Genomic DNA, 18,238 nt, shown 5'->3' on the forward strand with positions numbered 1-18,238 from the left:
GATAATGGATAAGGTTTCTATTGTTGTACCTGTGTACAATGTTGAAGACTGCCTGAGTTATTGTGTAGAAAGTCTACGACAACAGACCTATAAAAATATAGAAATTATACTGGTAGATGATGGTTCTACAGATTCTTCAGGAGAAATTTGTGACCAATATGCTCGAGAAGATGAGCGTATTAAAGTACTTCATATTGATAATGGAGGTCAATCTCGTGCCAGAAATATTGGAGTCCAAGCATCATCTTCTGATTGGATTATGTTTTTAGATTCTGATGATTATTACGATTTAAAAGCCGTCGAGTATTTAGTTGCTTTGAGAGATAAATACGTAGTCGATTTAGTCGTCACGTCAATTGTTGAAGTACGAAATTATCAAACAGAATTGAATACTGACGACATTTCTCTTGAAAATAGTGAGAAATTAGATCGTTATACAGGCCTTGTTCGTATGTTTTACGGAAATAGTGTTGGAACACATCCAGGTGGTAAACTCTATAAGAAAGAGATTTTACTTCAGTATCCTTATCCAGAGGGAATGATATACGAAGATTTAGCGATGGCTTACGAGCATATTCATTACTGTACTGAAATTGCGGTTGGGTATAGAAGTGTTTATAAATACTACCGACGCATGGGCAGTACTGTTAATTCGAAGTACAGTGAACGTCTCTTAGATTTTTACAAGGCCATGGAATGGAATAGAAGTTATATCGAACGAGACTATCCTAATGATAAGGAAATGAGAAGAGCTTTAAATGTCCGCTACGTCTTTAATGGTCTACATGTTGTCCATGCTATGCTCAGTTCAGATATGTATTTGGATGTCAATAAAATCAGAAAAGAATACACTAGATATTTTAACGATATTATTCCTAATCCAAATACAACAGGGAAAAATAAAGTGAAATACTTGATGCTTTTGGTTTCTCCAAAACTGTATGAAAAAATTAGAGAGAAGATGGGTTAGGTAAGAATGAAGGTTTTAAAAAATTATGCATATAATCTCTCTTACCAACTACTAGTCATAATTCTTCCAATTATAACGACACCTTATGTGACCCGGGTATTTAGCTCAAATGATTTAGGGATATACGGCTACTTTAATTCAATTGTTACCTACTTTATTCTTTTAGCTACTTTAGGTGTTGCCAACTACGGAACAAAAGAAATTTCAGGCCATAGGAAGGATATCGGGAAAAACTTTTGGGGCATATATACCTTGCAACTTGGTGCCACAATCCTTTCAATCACCTTATACATTATCGTGTGTCTCTCTTTTTCATTTATGCAGAATCCAGTTGCATATATTTTGGGATTGAGCTTGGTATCTAAGGGGATGGATATCTCCTGGCTCTTCCAAGGATTGGAAGACTTTCGTAAGATAACGGTTAGAAATATTACTGTCAAACTTGTAGGTGTTATTTCGATTTTCTTGTTTGTTAAATCAGCAAACGATTTATATTTATATGTTTTTTTGTTGACTATATTTGAGTTGCTGGGGCAGTTGAGCATGTGGTTGCCAGCTAGAGAATTTATCGGGAAACCACATTTTGATTGGACCTATGCTAAACAACACTTGAAACCAGTTATTCTCTTGTTTTTGCCTCAAATAGCTATTTCGCTATATGTTACTTTGGATCGTACTATGCTAGGAACATTAGCTTCAACTAAAGACGTCGGGATTTACGACCAAGCCTTAAAATTGGTCAATATTTTGCTTACACTAGTGACTTCATTAGGAAGTGTGATGCTTCCTCGTGTTGCCAATCTCCTATCTACTGGAGATCACAAGGCTGTAAACAAAATGCATCAGATGTCTTTCTTAATATACAATTTAGTCATTTTTCCTATCATTGCAGGAGTGTTGATTGTTAATGATGATTTCGTCCAATTTTTCTTAGGACAGGATTTCCAAGATGCTAAGTATGCGATAGCAATTATGATTTTTAGAATGTTCTTTATTGGTTGGACAAATATTATGGGTATTCAAATATTGATTCCACATAATAAAAATAAAGAATTTATGATTTCGACAACAATTCCAGCTATTGTGAGTGTCGGTTTAAATTTATTATTACTACCTAAATTAGGTTACATCGGAGCAGCCATTGTTTCTGTATTAACAGAAGCTTTAGTATGGGCTATTCAACTATATTTTACAAGAAACTATTTAAAGGAAGTGCCTTTTCTTGCTTCGACAGTTAAAATTATAGGAGCATCAGCTCTCATGTACGGTGTACTATTCGTTGTAAAAACTACAGTGAATTTTACGCCTGTTATAAATGTTATGGTATTTGCTGTAATAGGAGCGGTGATTTACATTTCTCAAATACTATTCTTAAAAGTAATTAGTCCAAAAGAGTTGAAACGGCAGTTATTGAATAAGTGACATTGTATGGAATAAATAAGAGATCTCAGTAGCTTATAGTTTTATTGTGAAATAAACTCTTGTAAAGATTAAATTCGCTTTGGTTGATTAAATAGTTAGGAAAGGGAGGATAGAAGAGTATAAGTGAACTAGGGGATTAAAGAAATACTATTTTTCTCATTCAATTCGATATTTCTTTTTCTTATAATTCACCCTGTATGATTCTTTTTCAAAAAATATGATAAAAATTAAATTTGAAAACTTACTAGTCAGCATTGTTGTATCTGTAGTGGTGTTTTTTAATACCATATCAACTACGATGCTGGATAGGACTTTTTTTCAAGTTAAACTAAATTTCCTATTTTTAGTTGTATTGCTTTTAGGGCTTCGTTTTTTACATAAAATGCGGGTCTCATACAAATATCTAATATTTTCTATTCTATTGTTGCTTTCGGGGATTTTAGTGTATTTTCAAACGAATAGGCTTAATTTTCTAGTCTATTCGCTGCTACTAGTCCTCTTGGTTAATGTGGATATGAAAGTAGTTTTGAGGAACTATGTAATTGTAGCTGGTGTTCTTGTAGTTGGAGTTTTTCTTTTATCGCTGGTTGGCATTGTTCCTAACCTGCAATATAATCGTGCGGGTGTTATTCGAAATTCGTTTGGGTTTATTTATCCTACCGACTTTGCATCACATTGCTTCTATCTATTTATAGCAATTTCTTATCTTTTAAAAGATAAATTGATATGGTCCAGAACTCTGTTTGGCTTCTTGCTATCAGCTTTTATTATAAAATACTGTGATGCACGTTTAAATGCTTTGTCAATCTTGTTAGCGACAGTTATTTTTACATATTTTTATTATAGCAAGGGGAAAAAATTAAAAATATTTGCCTTGCTACCTTATTCGGCTGTTGTATTCGCTTCAGTTGTTACCTATTTATCATACAAGTTTTCATGGTCTGATCCATTTTTAGTATCGATAAACAAATTAATTACGGGAAGGCTGGCTCTAGGCAGGAATGCATTTACTACATTTGAAGTGCATCTATTTGGGACTAGAAACGTTCAATTTATCGGATCAGGTGGAAAAACAGAATCTGTAATTGGGTATAACTATGTGGATTCTTCTTATGTGCAGATGTTGTTTACATATGGAATAGTTCCTGTAGTCCTATTGATCGTAATTTATGTTGTCGCCTCGAGAAAACAGTATAAGGATGGTCAATATTTATTCGTTGCGATTTTATCATTGATTGCTTTTAACTGTATGATTGAAGCCTTTTGGTTTGTTCCTACATATAATATATTCATGTTTTTGCTATTTACAACAAATACCTTTAGCAAAAAAGAATCAAATGATATTGTTGCATCAAATGAGACTTAGCTCTAGTACAAAATTTTAGGCGGGTCTAATACATGAAATGATACCTTTCTAAAAAAGTAACTAACCTTTGCTGATCCTGAGTCGGCATTAATAAGAAATTGTAGAGTTTATTAACGGAGTTTTAATATGTATGACTATTTAATCGTTGGAGCAGGTTTGTCTGGAGCAATCTTTGCACACGAAGCTACAAAACGTGGCAAAAAAGTAAAAGTGATTGACAAGCGTAATCACATCGGTGGAAATATCTACTGTGAAAATGTTGAAGACATAAATGTCCACAAGTATGGTGCCCACATTTTCCATACTTCTAACAAAAAAGTGTGGGACTATGTGAACCAGTTCGCTGAATTCAATAACTATATCAACTCACCAGTGGCTAACTACAAGGGCAACCTCTACAATCTTCCTTTCAACATGAATACCTTCTACGCTATGTGGGGAACTAAGACACCACAAGAAGTCAAGGATAAGATTGCAGAGCAAACGGCTGACATGAAAGATATTGAGCCTAAGAACTTGGAAGAACAAGCTATCAAGTTGATTGGTCCGGATATCTATGAAAAATTGATCAAGGGCTATACAGAAAAGCAATGGGGACGTTCTGCAACAGACCTTCCTCCGTTTATCATCAAGCGCCTTCCAGTGCGTTTGACCTTTGATAACAACTACTTTAACGACCGTTACCAAGGGATTCCAATCGGTGGCTACAATGTCATCATCGAAAACATGTTGGGCGATGTAGAAGTAGAACTTGGGGTTGATTTCTTTGCTAATCGTGAAGAGCTGGAAAAATCAGCTGATAAAGTTGTCTTTACAGGGATGATTGATCAGTACTTTGACTACAAACATGGTGAGTTGGAATATCGTAGTCTTCGTTTTGAACACGAAGTCTTGGATGAAGAAAATCATCAAGGAAATGCCGTGGTCAACTACACAGAGCGTGAGATTCCTTATACTCGTATCATTGAGCATAAGCACTTTGAGTATGGTACACAACCTAAGACAGTTATCACACGTGAGTACCCAGCCGATTGGAAACGTGGAGACGAACCATATTACCCAATCAACGATGAAAAGAACAATGCCATGTTTGCTAAGTACCAAGAAGAGGCAGCCAAAAATGACAAGGTCATCTTCTGTGGACGCCTAGCAGACTATAAATACTACGATATGCATGTGGTTATTGAGCGTGCTTTGGAAGTCGTAGCAAATGAATTTGATTGAAAGAAACAGTGATTCATGAAGTATTTTCTAAAAGAAGAATTTTTAAAAGATTCTGGCGCTCGAAACGCCGGGAATAAGGCTAGAAATGATGTCGAGGAGATCGTCAAACGAGAAGGTTATCAACCTTTGTTGTTAACAGTTGATGATTGGTATCATATGGGAACCGTTAAAGCCCAACAACACAAGGCGAAAGCTCTAGCTCAAGCTTTCTCTCAGTTGAAATCAGGGGATCAATTATTGATTCAATTTCCCATGCTCCACCATAGTTTTTTCACCACTCGCTTGGTAAGAAAAATCCAGCGGAGAGGGGTGAAAGTTTACTTTATTATCCATGATTTGGAAGCTTTACGATATGCTAATTTGGATACAGTACCTTTAAAACATAAGATTCGAGTTCATCTTCAAGAATCAAGTTTGTTGAAGATAGCTGATGGAGTGATTGCCCACAACCCGGTTATGAAATCTGTTTTAGTGGATAAGGGAATTGAGGGAGATAAGATTGTTAGCCTAGGCATTTTCGACTATCTGATTCCAGATTTCCAAGAGAAGAGCGGTCAAACAAAAGACCAGCCGATGATTGTGGCAGGTAATTTGGCCCAGGAAAAAGCCGGTTATCTTTATACTCTTCCAGAAGCGCCAGCCTATAACCTCTATGGTGTAGGTTTTGACGAGAGCAGAGCTCTTGCGAATGAGACCTACTTTGGTTCTTTTCTACCAGATGAGCTTCCTGCAGCCCTTGAGGGTGGTTTTGGACTAGTCTGGGATGGGGATAGTGCTGAGACATGTAGTGGTGTATTCGGAGAGTACCTCCGTTATAACAATTCTCACAAGGCATCCCTTTATTTAGCATCTGGATTCCCGCTTATAGTGTGGAAACAGTCTGCCTTGTCTCGTTTTGTGCTTGAGAATGGCTGTGGGATTGCAGTAGAATCGCTTCATAATTTAAAAAACACGATCGAAAATCTATCAGATGCAGATTATCAAGAATTGGTTGCTAATGCAAAAAAAATTGGTAAAAAAATACGAGATGGTTTTTATCTAATCAGTGCTCTTAAAAAGTTAATAAAATAAGAAGTCTTTTTGACTTCTTATTTTTGTTACAAAGTTAATCATTCTAGTATAAAAGTTAAAAAAGAAGTGATCTATTTTTAGGGACAATTTAAGTGTTTCATCTTAACGTAAAATTGAAATGAACTTGGCATGAAAATGCTTGGAAAAATATAATGGATTACATCGCATTTTTCAGCTTTCCTGACATTTTCACACTGTTTTTTATAAAAAAAATAAAAAAGAGGGACTTGTAATGGAATATTAAAATAAATTTAATGAAAAACCTTCGATAAAATCACAAAAAATTAGGCACGAATCGGATTTTTGTGATATAATATTCTGTGAATAGCTATGCCTTCTTGTAGCTGTTAAAAAATCAAAGTGTGAAACTTGGAAGATAGAGAGGACGCAATGTAATGACTAGAAATGGTTTCTTTACAGGCTTAGATATTGGAACAAGCTCAATTAAGGTGTTAGTTGCTGAGCTTGTAGATGGTGAAGTAAATGTAATCGGTGTTAGTAACGCCAAAAGTAAAGGTGTCAAGGATGGGATTATCGTTGACATCGAGGCCGCAGCGACGGCTATCAAATCTGCTATTTCTCAAGCAGAAGAAAAAGCAGGGATTTCAATCAAATCAGTAAATGTTGGACTTCCAGCAAACTTGTTGCAAGTGGAACCAACTCAAGGAATGATTCCTGTAACATCAGATACAAAAGAAATTACAGATCAAGATGTCGAGAATGTTGTCAAATCAGCTTTGACTAAGAGCATGACACCTGATCGTGAAGTGATTACGTTTGTGCCAGAAGAATTTGTAGTAGACGGTTTCCAAGGTATTCGTGACCCTCGTGGTATGATGGGTGTTCGGTTGGAAATGCGTGGACTTCTCTATACAGGTCCAAGAACCATTCTTCACAACCTTCGTAAAACTGTAGAACGTGTTGGAGTTCAAGTCGATAACGTGATTATTTCACCACTTGCAATTGTAAACTCTGTTCTTAACGAAGGCGAACGTGAGTTTGGAGCGACTGTTATTGATATGGGTGGTGGCCAAACAAGTGTTGCTACTATCCGTAATCAAGAGCTTCAATACACAAATGTTTACCAAGAAGGTGGCGATTACGTCACGAAAGACATTTCAAAAGTTCTTAAAACTTCTAAGAAGATTGCAGAAGGTTTGAAGCTCAACTACGGTGAAGCTTATCCGCAACTTGCAAGTAAAGAAACTTTCCAAGTTGAAGTGATTGGTGAAGTAGAACCTGTTGAAGTTACAGAAGAATACTTGGCTCAAATTATTTCAGCTAGATTAAAACATATCTTTGAACAAATCAAACAAGATTTGGAAAGAAGACATCTGTTGGACTTGCCAGGTGGTATTGCTCTGATTGGTGGAAATGCTATTCTACCAGGTATCGTTGAGCTTGCCCAGGAAGTACTTGGAGTTCGTGTGAAACTTTATGTTCCAAACCAAGTGGGTATCCGCAATCCTGCATTTGCTCATGTAATTAGTTTGTCTGAATTCGCTGGAAGCCTTACAGAAATTAATGTTTTGGCTCAAAGAGCTATCAGAGGAGATCAAGTTTTGCGTCAACAACCAATTGACTTCAGAACTTCAAGTCAGGAAAAACCTGCAGCTTCTCAACGTTCAGTGTTTGGTACAACTTCAACTGAATCAGCAGAACCAACTTATGCTGCTGACTCAGCAACTTCAACTCAATCAGAAGAAAAACCAAAATTGACTGAGCGATTCCGTAGCTTAATCGGAAGCATGTTTGATGAATAGGATAGAGGAATAAAATATGACATTTTCATTTGATACAGCAGCAGCACAAGGTGCAGTAATTAAAGTAATTGGTGTCGGTGGTGGCGGTGGAAACGCCATTAACCGCATGGTTGACGAAGGCGTTTCAGGTGTTGAGTTCATCGCAGCCAACACAGATGTACAAGCCTTGAGCAGTACAAAAGCTGAAACAGTTATCCAACTTGGTCCAAAATTAACTCGCGGACTTGGTGCTGGAGGACAGCCTGAAGTTGGTCGTAAGGCTGCTGAAGAAAGCGAAGAAGTAATTACTGAAGCTATCAGTGGTGCAGATATGGTCTTCATCACTGCTGGTATGGGTGGTGGTTCTGGTACAGGTGCTGCACCAGTTATCGCTCGTATCGCTAAAGGTTTAGGTGCTTTGACTGTCGGTGTTGTGACACGTCCATTCGGTTTCGAAGGAAGCAAACGTGGCCAATTCGCAGTGCAAGGGATCAACGAACTTCGCGAACATGTTGATACTCTCTTGATTATCTCAAACAACAACTTATTAGAAATTGTTGACAAGAAAACGCCACTTCTTGAAGCTTTGTCTGAAGCAGATAACGTTCTTCGTCAAGGTGTTCAAGGGATTACAGATTTGATTACAAATCCTGGTTTGATCAACTTGGACTTCGCAGACGTGAAGACAGTAATGGCCAATAAAGGAAATGCCCTTATGGGTATTGGTATCGGTAGCGGAGAAGAACGCGTTATTGAAGCGGCTCGTAAAGCTATCTACTCACCACTTCTTGAAACAACTATTGATGGAGCAGAAGATGTTATCGTTAACGTAACTGGTGGTTTGGATATGACTTTGATTGAAGCAGAAGAAGCTTCTGAAATCGTCAATCAAGCTGCTGGACATGGCGTAAACATCTGGCTCGGTACTTCTATTGATGAATCAATGAAAGATGAAATCCGTGTAACGGTTGTTGCTACTGGAGTTCGTCAAGATACAGTCGACAAAGTTGTAGCGCCACAACCAAGACAAGCGTCATTCCGTGAACCAGTAAAATCTGGTCATACTCACACTTATGATCGTCATTTTGATTTGGCAGAAACAGCTGAACTTCCAACTCCTTCACAACGTCATACTGAAGCACCTAAAACATCAGCTTTTGGTGACTGGGACTTGAGACGTGATTCAATTGTTCGTCAAGGTGAATCAGTCGTATCTCCAGTTGAGCGTTTTGAAACACCAGCTTCTGACGAAGACGAGTTGGAAACACCACCATTCTTTAAAAACCGTTAATAGAGATGGATTTAAAAGAAAATACAAATCAGGTATTTCAACAGGTTACAAAAGCAATTCAAGAAACCGGCCGTGAAGACGGTTCGGTTTCTGTAATTGCCGTAACAAAATATGTTGATATTGCAACTGCAGCAAATTTGATTGACCAAGGAGTCAAACACATCGGTGAAAACCGTGTTGACAAATTTCTTGAAAAATATCATGCTTTAAGTGATAAAGATGTTACTTGGCACTTGATTGGTAGCTTACAAAGAAGAAAAGTCAAGGATGTTATTCCTTTTGTTGATTATTTTCACGCTTTAGATTCTTTGAAATTAGCCCAAGAGATTCAAAAACGTGCCGATCGAACAGTTAAATGTTTTTTGCAGGTCAATATTTCTGGAGAGGAAAGCAAGCATGGTTTTTCAAAAGAGGAACTATTGACAGTCTTGCCAGACTTGTCTAGCTTGGATCAAATCGAGTATGTTGGTCTCATGACCATGGCTCCCTTTGAGGCCCAAACAGAAGAGTTGCAAAAAATTTTTAAAGAAACGCAAGAGTTGCAACAATACATTCGTGAACAACAATTCCCCAATATGCCAATGACAGAACTAAGTATGGGAATGAGCCGTGACTATAAAGAAGCGATTCAGTGTGGCTCAACTTTTGTTCGAATTGGTACAGCATTTTTTAAATAGGAAATAATCATGTCATTAAAAGATAAATTTGATAAATTTATAGATTACTTTACAGAAGATGGAGATGAAGTTGCTTCAGAAGTTGTAGCTGCACAACCTGAACGTTCACTAGCTTCGGTTCCTCAAAAAAGAAAATTGCCACAGCAAGCTGCTGCTCAAGATTCTTCTTCAGTCGAAGCAAAAGAGAAAAATATTACAAAACTTCATGCCCGTCAGCAACAACTAGCAATTGAAAGCCATCACTCTACTGAAAAAGTAACCATCGATGTTCGTTACCCACGCCGTTATGAAGATGCAACAGATATTGTTGATTTGTTGGCTGGAAATGAAAGTATCTTGATTGACTTCCAATATATGACAGAAGTTCAAGCTCGTCGTTGTTTGGATTACTTGGATGGAGCACGTCATGTCCTTGCTGGTGAGTTAAGAAAAGTAGCGAACACAATGTATCTTTTGACACCTGTTGGTGTTGTGGTAAACATTGAAGATATTCGTTTACCTGAAGAAGCTCAAAGCGAAGAATACGACTTTGACATGAAGAGAAATAGAGTACGTTAATGTTTCTAATAATTCGTTTTATCCAAAATGCTACAGATATCTATTCACTGATACTTGTAGCTTTTGCTCTATTATCATGGTTTCCAAATGCCTATAACACACAGTTGGGGAAATTTTTAGAGACTTTGTGTAAACCAATTCTTGAACCTCTAAAACGTCTACCTCTTCAAATCGCAGGTTTGGATTTCTCTGTTTGGATAGCTCTAATTCTCTTGCGCATGATTAGTCGCTATCTTATCAATTTGCTAGTCATATTATGAGCAAGGAACTTTACCAACATTTCGCAACGGAGGATATTCCATTCATCGATAAGGGCTTGGAATGGTTGAATCAAGTCGAGGAGCACTATGCACCGATTTTATCTCCTTTTATAAATCCTCACCAAGTATTTATCTTGGAAACTTTAGGAAATAATAGAGGGGTAAAAGTCTTCTCTAGTACGAGTTATATCTCTTCGGAATACGCTAGGGTTATTTTAGCGCCCGAATACTTCACGCCAAGTTTGGAAGATTTTGAAATGACCTTGCTTGAGATCGTGTATCCCAGCAAGTTTCAGCAACTGACCCATTCAAAGATATTGGGTACAGTTCTCAATCGATTAGGTATTGACCGTAAGTTATTCGGAGACATTCTGGTGACAGAAGATAAAGCCCAAATTATTGTCGATCGAAGATTTACCACTCTTTTCCAAGATGGAATTCAAAAGATTTCCAAGTTGCCTGTAAGTTTAGTAGAACGTCCTTTTTCAGATATGATAGAATCCAAAGATGACTATCAAGAAAAAGAAGTCTTGGTTTCAAGTCTTCGTCTGGATACCTTCTTATCTAGCATATTGAAATTATCTCGTTCCCAAACTTCGGCTCTGGTTGAAAAAAAATTGGTTCAAGTCAACTATCATATAGTTGAAAAATCGGACTATCTGGTAAAAATTGGTGATTTAATCAGCGTCAGACGCTTTGGTCGAATTATCTTGCTTAAAGAAAACGGTCAAACCAAAAAGGATAAGAAAAAATTAACAGTCCAGCTACTATTAAGCAAGTGAGAATAAACATGTCGATTACACCACAAGATATTGTTGATAAAGTTTTTTCAACAAAATTCCGAGGCTACGATAAGGAAGAAGTTGACGAATTTTTAGATAAGATTTATATTGACTACGAGGAGTTGGTCCGTTACAAGGATGAGACAGAACGCTATATTAAAAGACTAGAAGAACGTCTTTCCTATTATACGAATGATATTCCTAAGAGAACAGTAACAAACGAGCAGGAACCAGAAGCAATTAATGATTCTATTTTTTATTAAATAAGTGAGGAAAAATATGCCAATTACATCGTTAGAAATTAAGGATAAAACCTTTGGTGTTCAGTTTAGAGGTTTTAACCGTGAAGAAGTTGATGAATTTTTAGATATTGTTGTTCGTGACTATGAAGATTTAGTTCGTAGTAATCATGAAAAGGATCAACATATCAAAAATTTAGAAGAGCGTCTATCTTATTTTGACGAAATCAAAGATTCGTTGAGCCAGTCAGTTTTGATTGCCCAAGACACAGCTGAACGTGTAAAACAAGCTGCGAATGACCGTTCTAATAACATCATTAAGCAGGCTGAGCAAGATGCTCAACGTTTACTTGATGAAGCTAAATACAAAGCCAATGAAATTCTGCGACAAGCTACAGATAATGCTAAAAAAGTTGCTGTAGAAACTGAAGAGTTGAAGAACAAGAGTCGCGTCTTCCACCAACGTTTGAAATCAACTATCGAAAGCCAATTGGCTATTGTTGATTCTTCAGATTGGGAAGAAATTTTGCGTCCGACTGCAACTTATCTTCAAACGAGCGACGAAGCATTCAAGGAAGTCGTTCAAGAGGTTCTAGGTGAAGATGTATCTTCATATCATGATGAAGAACCAATTGACATGACTCGTCAATTTTCTCCAGAAGAAGTTGCAGAACTTCAAGCGCGTATTGAAGCAGCTAACAAAGAATTGTTAGAGGCTGAACAAGCTGCTGAAGAGTCAACTGAAGTTGAAGTTCAGCCAGTTGCTGAAACTCCTGTTGAACCAGCACATGAGGAAGGATCTCAAGATGATGCTGACACTCAACAAGAATCAGTTCTAATTTTATAAGAATCTCATTAGAGAACAAGAATTTATCAAACACATTTCTAGCGAGTAGGAGATGGTGGAAGTCCTACAATCCCTGTTGGTAAATTTATCCTCTCTTAGTATCAAATCTGAAAATAGTAAGATTTGACGTTGCCCACGTTACGGGAAAAGAGGGAAAGAGACTAGGTCTTTTTCCGAACAAAGGTGGTACCACGATTTTCGTCCTTTTTGCGAGTCGTGGTTTTTATATTGTCAATTTACATTAAAGGAGCACTAATGAAACTTAAAGAAACCCTCAATCTTGGAAAAACAGAATTTCCAATGCGTGCCGGTCTTCCTACCAAAGAGCCAGTTTGGCAAAAGGAATGGGATGAAGCTAAACTTTATCAACGTCGTCAAGAATTAAATGAAGGAAAACCGCATTTCACGCTTCATGATGGCCCTCCGTATGCCAACGGGAACATCCACGTAGGACATGCCATGAACAAGATTTCTAAAGATATCATTGTTCGTTCTAAGTCTATGTCAGGATTTTACGCACCATATATTCCAGGTTGGGACACTCATGGTCTGCCAATTGAGCAGGTTTTGGCAAAACAAGGTGTTAAACGTAAAGAAATGGACTTGGTTGAGTACTTAAAACTTTGCCGTGAATACGCTCTGTCTCAAGTAGATAAACAACGCGAAGACTTTAAACGTTTGGGTGTTTCTGGTGACTGGGAAAATCCATATGTAACACTGACGCCTGACTATGAAGCAGCGCAAATCCGTGTCTTTGGTGAAATGGCTAATAAAGGCTATATCTACCGTGGAGCGAAGCCTGTTTACTGGTCTTGGTCATCTGAGTCAGCCCTTGCTGAAGCGGAAATCGAATACCATGACCTGGTTTCAACATCACTTTACTATGCCAACAAGGTCAAAGATGGCAAAGGTGTTCTAGATACTGATACTTATATCGTTGTTTGGACAACAACTCCGTTCACCATCACGGCTTCTCGTGGTTTGACTGTTGGTGCGGATATTGATTACGTCTTGGTGCAACCAGCTGGCGATACTCGTAAGTTTGTGGTTGCTTCAGAATTGTTGAACAGCTTGTCTGAGAAATTTGGTTGGGCAGATGTTCAAGTTTTAGCTACTTACCGTGGTTCAGAATTGAACCAAATTGTGACAGAGCACCCATGGGATACAGCAGTAGATGAACTCGTTATCCTTGGTGACCACGTTACAACAGACTCCGGTACTGGTATCGTCCATACAGCCCCTGGTTTTGGTGAGGATGACTACAATGTCGGTGTTGCCAATGGGCTTGAAGTTGCTGTGACTGTTAACGAGCGCGGGATCATGATGGCCAATGCTGGTGCAGAGTTCGAAGGTCAATTCTACGACAAGGTTGTGCCAACAGTTATTGAAAAACTTGGTGATTTACTTCTTGCTCAAGAAGAAATCTCTCACTCCTACCCATTTGACTGGCGTACGAAAAAACCAATCATCTGGCGTGCAGTTCCACAATGGTTTGCATCTGTATCGAAATTCCGTCAAGAAATCTTGGACGAAATTGAAAAAGTCAAGTTCCACTCAGAGTGGGGTAAAGTCCGTCTTTACAACATGATCCGTGACCGTGGTGACTGGGTTATCTCACGTCAACGTGCTTGGGGTGTGCCACTTCCAATCTTCTATGCAGAAGACGGAACACCAATCATGACAGCTGAAACCATCGAGCATGTAGCTCAACTCTTTGAAGAACATGGTTCAATTATCTGGTGGGAACGTGATGCCAAAGACCTCTTGCCAGAAGGATTTACCCATCCAGGTTCGCCAAATGGTGAGTTCAAGAAAGAAACAGACATCATGGATGTATGGTTTGACTCAGGTTCGTCATGGAATGGTGTCGTGGTTAACCGTCCAGAACTCAAATATCCAGCAGATCTTTATCTTGAGGGTTCCGACCAATACCGTGGTTGGTTCAACTCATCACTCATCACCTCTGTAGCTAACCATGGCGTCGCACCATACAAACAAATCTTGTCGCAAGGTTTTGCTTTGGATGGTAAAGGTGAGAAGATGTCTAAATCTCTTGGAAATACCATTGCTCCAAGCGATGTTGAAAAACAATTTGGTGCGGAAATCTTGCGTCTCTGGGTAACCAGTGTTGATTCAAGCAACGACGTGCGTATCTCAATGGATATCTTGAGCCAAGTCTCTGAAACATACCGTAAGATACGTAACACCCTTCGTTTCTTGATTGCGAACACATCTGACTTTAATCCAGCTGAGGATGCAGTCGCTTACGAAGAACTACGTTCAGTTGACAAGTACATGACCATTCGCTTTAACCAACTTGTTAAGACCATTCGTGACGCTTATGCAAACTTCGAGTTCTTGACAATCTATAAGGCTTTGGTGAACTTTATCAATGTTGATTTGTCTGCCTTCTACCTTGATTTTGCCAAAGATGTTGTCTACATCGAAGGTGCAAAATCTCTTGAACGCCGTCAAATGCAAACTGTCTTCTATGACATCCTTGTCAAAATTACTAAGCTCTTGACTCCAATTCTTCCTCATACTGCGGAAGAAATCTGGTCATATCTTGAGTTTGAAGCAGAAGACTTCGTTCAATTATCAGAGTTGCCAGAAGCACAGACATTTGCGAACCAAGAAGAAATCTTAGACACTTGGTCAGCTTTCATGGACTTCCGTGGTCAAGCGCAAAAAGCCTTGGAAGAAGCTCGTAATGAAAAAGTGATCGGTAAATCTCTTGAAGCTCATTTGACAGTTTATCCAAATGAAGTAGTGAAGACTCTTCTTGGCGCAGTGGATAGCAATGTTGCTCAACTCTTGATTGTTTCAGAGTTGACCATTGCAGAAGGTTCAGCTCCAGAAGATGCAGTGGCCTTCGAAGATGTTTCCTTCACTGTTGAACGTGCAGCTGGTGAGGTTTGTGATCGTTGCCGTCGTATAGATCCAAGTACAGCAGAACGTAGCTACAACGCAACCATCTGTGACCACTGTGCAAGCATCGTAGAAGAAAACTTTGCGGACGCAGTAGCAGAAGGATTTGAAGCTAAATAGTCTAACAAAAATACAGGAGAAATTCCTGTATTTTTTTAAAAAATAAAAACTTTAATAAAAATATGGTATAATATACCTTATTAAAATAAAAGGAGATATTTATGAAGACAAAAACACTAGCACAAGTAGATGGCTTTATTGGTATTATTGCAGGGGCAATTTTAGCTTTCTTACCAATTTTTATGGTATTTCTTGCAGCTATTTCTGAAGACGAAGATGCTGCAGGGCTTATTTTGGGAATTATTTTCGTTGTATTTTCTTTAGTGAAAATTGCAACCCTCATTCTTGGAATCCTCTCACTTGTCTACTATAAGGATGACAATCGTATTTCACTAGCACCATCGATTCTATTTATCGTTGGATCTGTAGTCGCCTTGATTCCTTTCCTTGGGTGGATTGGTGGAATTGTCCTTGTCATTGGTGGGGCTTTGTACCTAGCAAGCTTGAAACAATTTAGAATTGAAGAATAAATTATTTTTTAGGGAAGAGTCCATGAGCTCTTCTCTTTTTCGTTGATTTTAACTAGCTTTTTTGTGAAAAATTGTGTAAAATAGAATAGATAAACGAGGGCAACCTCGAAAAATAAAAGGAGAATCCAACTAATGGTAAAATTGGTTTTCGCTCGCCACGGTGAGTCTGAATGGAACAAAGCTAACCTTTTCACAGGATGGGCTGACGTAGATCTTTCTGAAAAAGGTACTCAACAAGCTATCGATGCTGGTAAATTGATCAAAGAAGCTGGTATTGAATTTGACCAAGCTTACACTTCAGTATTGAAACGTGCAATCAAAACAACTAACCTTGCACTTGAAGCATCTGACCAACTTTGGGTTCCAGTTGAAAAATCATGGCGCTTGAACGAACGTCACTATGGTGGTTTGACTGGTAAAAACAAAGCTGAAGCTGCTGAACAATTTGGTGATGAGCAAGTTCACATCTGGCGTCGTTCATACGATGTATTGCCTCCAGCAATGGATCGTGATGATGAGCACTCAGCTCATACTGACCGTCGTTACGCTTCACTTGATGACTCAGTAATTCCAGATGCTGAAAACTTGAAAGTGACTTTGGAACGTGCCCTTCCATTCTGGGAAGACAAAATCGCTCCAGCTCTTAAAGATGGTAAAAACGTATTCGTAGGTGCACACGGCAACTCAATTCGTGCCCTTGTAAAACACATCAAACAATTGTCAGACGACGAAATCATGGATGTGGAAATTCCTAACTTCCCACCATTGGTATTCGAATTTGATGAAAAATTGAACGTAGTTTCTGAATACTACCTTGGTAAATAATGTAAAATAGAGTCTAGGATTATTCCTAGGCTTTTTTATTTTAAAAATAGGAAAATGCAGAGTGCAATTTAACTTGTCAAAGACAGGGATTCTTGTTATAATAGATAAGATGGAGGCGCTATGGCACTTAAAAAAGCAAGTTTAGCCTGTGCGGTTTGTGGTTCAAGAAACTACTCAATTAAAATTAGTGGGAATCCAAAACCGACTCGCTTAGAAGTAAATAAATTTTGTAAACATTGTGGTAAATACACAACACATCGAGAAACGAGATAGGAGATAAGAATGGGTTTTATTAAGGATATCTTTACACTTCTTAAAGATACAACTTGGCCAACTCGAAAACAAAGTTGGGTAGATTTCAAATCTATCATGGAATACACTGCCTTCTTTGTTGTCATCATTTATATTTTTGACCAGTTAATCGTTAGCGGATTAATCCGATTCATTAACATTTTTTAAGATAGTATAAATAGGCTGAAAGAAGTTTACCATTAAGAAAGGAAAAAAGATGGATAGTTTTGATAAAGGATGGTTTGTCCTACAAACATATTCTGGTTATGAAAATAAAGTAAAAGAAAATCTCTTGCAACGTGCACAAACATATAATATGTTGGATAATATCCTACGTGTGGAAATTCCAACTCAAACTGTACAAGTTGAAAAAAATGGGAAGAGAAAAGAAGTTGAAGAAAATCGCTTCCCAGGATATGTCCTTGTAGAAATGGTTATGACCGATGAAGCTTGGTTTGTGGTTCGTAATACACCAAACGTTACGGGATTTGTCGGCTCACACGGAAACAGATCTAAACCAACTCCGCTTTTGGAACAAGAAATCAGAGATATCTTGGTATCAATGGGACAAACGGTTCAAGAATTCAATATCAATGTTGAAGTTGGTCAAACAGTTCGAATCATTGATGGTGCCTTTACTGATTACACAGGAAAAATCACTGAAATTGATAATAACAAAGTGAAAATGATTATTTCAATGTTTGGTAATGATACTGTAGCAGAAGTAAACTTGAATCAAATTGCTGAATTGTAATAGCAGGTACTAATCTACTTGTAAATCTCGAATCCTGTTGACTAATTTTTAAAAAACTAGTTGACAAGATTGTAAAAGTGTATATAATAGAAAGAGTTGAAAAAGCTCAGGGTCCGTTGGTCAAGGGGTTAAGACACCGCCTTTTCACGGCGGTAACACGGGTTCGAATCCCGTACGGACTATGGGTGTATCGCGGTTAATGGAAATAGGATTTAAAAAAAGTTAAAAAAACCTGTTGACAGAGAAAAGTGACTGTGATATACTAATATAGTTGTCGTAAGCGCGACAAAGACCTTTGAAAACTGAACAAGACGAACCAATGTGCAGGGCACTATAACATTAAGTTGTAGTACTGAACAATGAAAAAAACAATAAATCTGTCAGTGACAGAAATGAGTGAG

The 18,238-nt window shown here is 38.0% G+C and carries 19 protein-coding genes, 1 tRNA gene and 1 pseudogene; all 21 read left to right on the forward strand.

Annotated elements, in window-relative coordinates; translation table 11 throughout:
* Positions 1 to 4 precede the first annotated feature (4 nt).
* The 21 genes and pseudogenes from ACVAMZ_RS01920 to ACVAMZ_RS02020 all read left to right on the forward strand — a co-directional run bounded on the left by ACVAMZ_RS01920 (position 5) and on the right by ACVAMZ_RS02020 (position 18,019).
* Positions 5 to 970 (forward strand): glycosyltransferase family 2 protein, encoded by a 966-nt coding sequence (locus ACVAMZ_RS01920; RefSeq protein WP_195184119.1) that lies wholly within the window; start codon positions 5 to 7, stop codon positions 968 to 970.
* A gap of 6 nt (positions 971 to 976) precedes the next feature.
* Positions 977 to 2,392 (forward strand): flippase, encoded by a 1,416-nt coding sequence (locus tag ACVAMZ_RS01925; protein ID WP_195184118.1) that lies wholly within the window; start codon positions 977 to 979, stop codon positions 2,390 to 2,392.
* Positions 2,393 to 2,609: 217 nt separating this feature from the next.
* Positions 2,610 to 3,758, forward strand: a complete 1,149-nt coding sequence (locus ACVAMZ_RS01930) for a polysaccharide polymerase (protein WP_195184117.1) — start codon at positions 2,610 to 2,612, stop codon at positions 3,756 to 3,758.
* 126 nt (positions 3,759 to 3,884) lie between these two features.
* On the forward strand, positions 3,885 to 4,982 hold the full coding sequence (gene glf, locus ACVAMZ_RS01935; protein ID WP_461684882.1) for a UDP-galactopyranose mutase: 1,098 nt from the start codon (positions 3,885 to 3,887) through the stop codon (positions 4,980 to 4,982).
* A 15-nt stretch (positions 4,983 to 4,997) separates the two neighbouring features.
* Positions 4,998 to 6,053: a galactofuranosyltransferase gene (locus ACVAMZ_RS01940; RefSeq protein WP_461684883.1), complete on the forward strand. Its 1,056-nt coding sequence runs from the start codon at positions 4,998 to 5,000 to the stop codon at positions 6,051 to 6,053.
* 395 nt (positions 6,054 to 6,448) lie between these two features.
* Positions 6,449 to 7,640: pseudogene (gene ftsA / locus ACVAMZ_RS01945) on the forward strand (cell division protein FtsA); the annotation flags it as partial.
* Complete coding sequence (locus ACVAMZ_RS01950) at positions 7,616 to 7,816, forward strand: cell division protein FtsA C-terminal domain-containing protein (RefSeq protein WP_461685167.1); 201 nt, start codon at positions 7,616 to 7,618, stop codon at positions 7,814 to 7,816. The pseudogene ftsA and the gene ACVAMZ_RS01950, both read left to right, overlap by 25 nt.
* A 16-nt stretch (positions 7,817 to 7,832) precedes the next feature.
* Positions 7,833 to 9,086 (forward strand): cell division protein FtsZ, encoded by a 1,254-nt coding sequence (ftsZ, locus tag ACVAMZ_RS01955; protein WP_461684884.1) that lies wholly within the window; start codon positions 7,833 to 7,835, stop codon positions 9,084 to 9,086.
* 5 nt (positions 9,087 to 9,091) lie between these two features.
* Positions 9,092 to 9,763 carry a YggS family pyridoxal phosphate-dependent enzyme gene (locus ACVAMZ_RS01960; RefSeq protein ID WP_049495979.1) on the forward strand — a complete coding sequence of 224 codons (672 nt, stop codon included), beginning with the start codon at positions 9,092 to 9,094 and terminating at the stop codon, positions 9,761 to 9,763.
* A 9-nt stretch (positions 9,764 to 9,772) separates the two neighbouring features.
* On the forward strand, positions 9,773 to 10,321 hold the full coding sequence (locus tag ACVAMZ_RS01965) for a cell division protein SepF (RefSeq protein WP_461684885.1): 549 nt from the start codon (positions 9,773 to 9,775) through the stop codon (positions 10,319 to 10,321).
* A complete protein-coding gene (locus tag ACVAMZ_RS01970) occupies positions 10,321 to 10,581 on the forward strand; it encodes a YggT family protein (RefSeq protein ID WP_004254129.1) in 261 nt (86 codons plus the stop codon). Before ACVAMZ_RS01965 ends, ACVAMZ_RS01970 begins: the two co-directional genes overlap by 1 nt.
* Entirely contained in the window at positions 10,578 to 11,363 is a 786-nt protein-coding gene (locus ACVAMZ_RS01975; protein WP_461684886.1) for a YlmH family RNA-binding protein, read from the forward strand. The genes ACVAMZ_RS01970 and ACVAMZ_RS01975 overlap by 4 nt, the downstream gene beginning before the upstream one ends.
* An 8-nt stretch (positions 11,364 to 11,371) precedes the next feature.
* A complete protein-coding gene (locus ACVAMZ_RS01980; protein WP_461684887.1) occupies positions 11,372 to 11,626 on the forward strand; it encodes a DivIVA domain-containing protein in 255 nt (84 codons plus the stop codon).
* Positions 11,627 to 11,642: 16 nt separating this feature from the next.
* The gene (locus ACVAMZ_RS01985) at positions 11,643 to 12,449 is read left to right on the forward strand and encodes a DivIVA domain-containing protein (RefSeq protein ID WP_461684888.1); all 807 of its coding nucleotides are present in this window, start codon (positions 11,643 to 11,645) and stop codon (positions 12,447 to 12,449) included.
* A 255-nt stretch (positions 12,450 to 12,704) separates the two neighbouring features.
* A complete protein-coding gene (gene ileS, locus ACVAMZ_RS01990; RefSeq protein WP_461684889.1) occupies positions 12,705 to 15,497 on the forward strand; it encodes an isoleucine--tRNA ligase in 2,793 nt (930 codons plus the stop codon).
* Between the two features lie 101 nt (positions 15,498 to 15,598).
* Positions 15,599 to 15,967 (forward strand): hypothetical protein, encoded by a 369-nt coding sequence (locus tag ACVAMZ_RS01995; RefSeq protein ID WP_303407598.1) that lies wholly within the window; start codon positions 15,599 to 15,601, stop codon positions 15,965 to 15,967.
* Positions 15,968 to 16,099: 132 nt separating this feature from the next.
* Entirely contained in the window at positions 16,100 to 16,792 is a 693-nt protein-coding gene (locus tag ACVAMZ_RS02000) for a phosphoglycerate mutase (protein WP_000240128.1), read from the forward strand.
* Positions 16,793 to 16,912: 120 nt separating this feature from the next.
* On the forward strand, positions 16,913 to 17,065 hold the full coding sequence (rpmG, locus tag ACVAMZ_RS02005; RefSeq protein WP_001809375.1) for a 50S ribosomal protein L33: 153 nt from the start codon (positions 16,913 to 16,915) through the stop codon (positions 17,063 to 17,065).
* 9 nt (positions 17,066 to 17,074) lie between these two features.
* A complete protein-coding gene (gene secE, locus ACVAMZ_RS02010) occupies positions 17,075 to 17,251 on the forward strand; it encodes a preprotein translocase subunit SecE (protein WP_004254104.1) in 177 nt (58 codons plus the stop codon).
* Between the two features lie 49 nt (positions 17,252 to 17,300).
* On the forward strand, positions 17,301 to 17,837 hold the full coding sequence (nusG, locus tag ACVAMZ_RS02015) for a transcription termination/antitermination protein NusG (protein ID WP_461684890.1): 537 nt from the start codon (positions 17,301 to 17,303) through the stop codon (positions 17,835 to 17,837).
* Positions 17,838 to 17,947: 110 nt separating this feature from the next.
* Positions 17,948 to 18,019: transfer RNA gene (locus ACVAMZ_RS02020), tRNA-Glu, on the forward strand.
* Positions 18,020 to 18,238 lie beyond the last annotated feature (219 nt).

It is taken from the genome of Streptococcus sp. KHUD_017, from assembly GCF_054861245.1.

Bases quoted from the DNA above. Each gene is read 5' to 3' on its own strand.
- ACVAMZ_RS01975 (WP_461684886.1), top strand. From the start codon at position 10,578: ATGAGCAAGGAACTTTACCAACATTTCGCAACGGAGGATATTCCATTC.
- ACVAMZ_RS01925 (WP_195184118.1), top strand. From the start codon at position 977: ATGAAGGTTTTAAAAAATTATGCATATAATCTCTCTTACCAACTACTA.
- rpmG (WP_001809375.1), top strand. From the start codon at position 16,913: ATGGCACTTAAAAAAGCAAGTTTAGCCTGTGCGGTTTGTGGTTCAAGA.
- secE (WP_004254104.1), top strand. From the start codon at position 17,075: ATGGGTTTTATTAAGGATATCTTTACACTTCTTAAAGATACAACTTGG.
- ACVAMZ_RS01995 (WP_303407598.1), top strand. From the start codon at position 15,599: ATGAAGACAAAAACACTAGCACAAGTAGATGGCTTTATTGGTATTATT.
- ftsZ (WP_461684884.1), top strand. From the start codon at position 7,833: ATGACATTTTCATTTGATACAGCAGCAGCACAAGGTGCAGTAATTAAA.
- ACVAMZ_RS01940 (WP_461684883.1), top strand. From the start codon at position 4,998: ATGAAGTATTTTCTAAAAGAAGAATTTTTAAAAGATTCTGGCGCTCGA.
- ileS (WP_461684889.1), top strand. From the start codon at position 12,705: ATGAAACTTAAAGAAACCCTCAATCTTGGAAAAACAGAATTTCCAATG.
- nusG (WP_461684890.1), top strand. From the start codon at position 17,301: ATGGATAGTTTTGATAAAGGATGGTTTGTCCTACAAACATATTCTGGT.
- ACVAMZ_RS01985 (WP_461684888.1), top strand. From the start codon at position 11,643: ATGCCAATTACATCGTTAGAAATTAAGGATAAAACCTTTGGTGTTCAG.
- ACVAMZ_RS01965 (WP_461684885.1), top strand. From the start codon at position 9,773: ATGTCATTAAAAGATAAATTTGATAAATTTATAGATTACTTTACAGAA.
- ACVAMZ_RS02000 (WP_000240128.1), top strand. From the start codon at position 16,100: ATGGTAAAATTGGTTTTCGCTCGCCACGGTGAGTCTGAATGGAACAAA.
- ACVAMZ_RS01960 (WP_049495979.1), top strand. From the start codon at position 9,092: ATGGATTTAAAAGAAAATACAAATCAGGTATTTCAACAGGTTACAAAA.
- ACVAMZ_RS01920 (WP_195184119.1), top strand. From the start codon at position 5: ATGGATAAGGTTTCTATTGTTGTACCTGTGTACAATGTTGAAGACTGC.
- ACVAMZ_RS01970 (WP_004254129.1), top strand. From the start codon at position 10,321: ATGTTTCTAATAATTCGTTTTATCCAAAATGCTACAGATATCTATTCA.
- ACVAMZ_RS01980 (WP_461684887.1), top strand. From the start codon at position 11,372: ATGTCGATTACACCACAAGATATTGTTGATAAAGTTTTTTCAACAAAA.
- glf (WP_461684882.1), top strand. From the start codon at position 3,885: ATGTATGACTATTTAATCGTTGGAGCAGGTTTGTCTGGAGCAATCTTT.
- ACVAMZ_RS01930 (WP_195184117.1), top strand. From the start codon at position 2,610: ATGATAAAAATTAAATTTGAAAACTTACTAGTCAGCATTGTTGTATCT.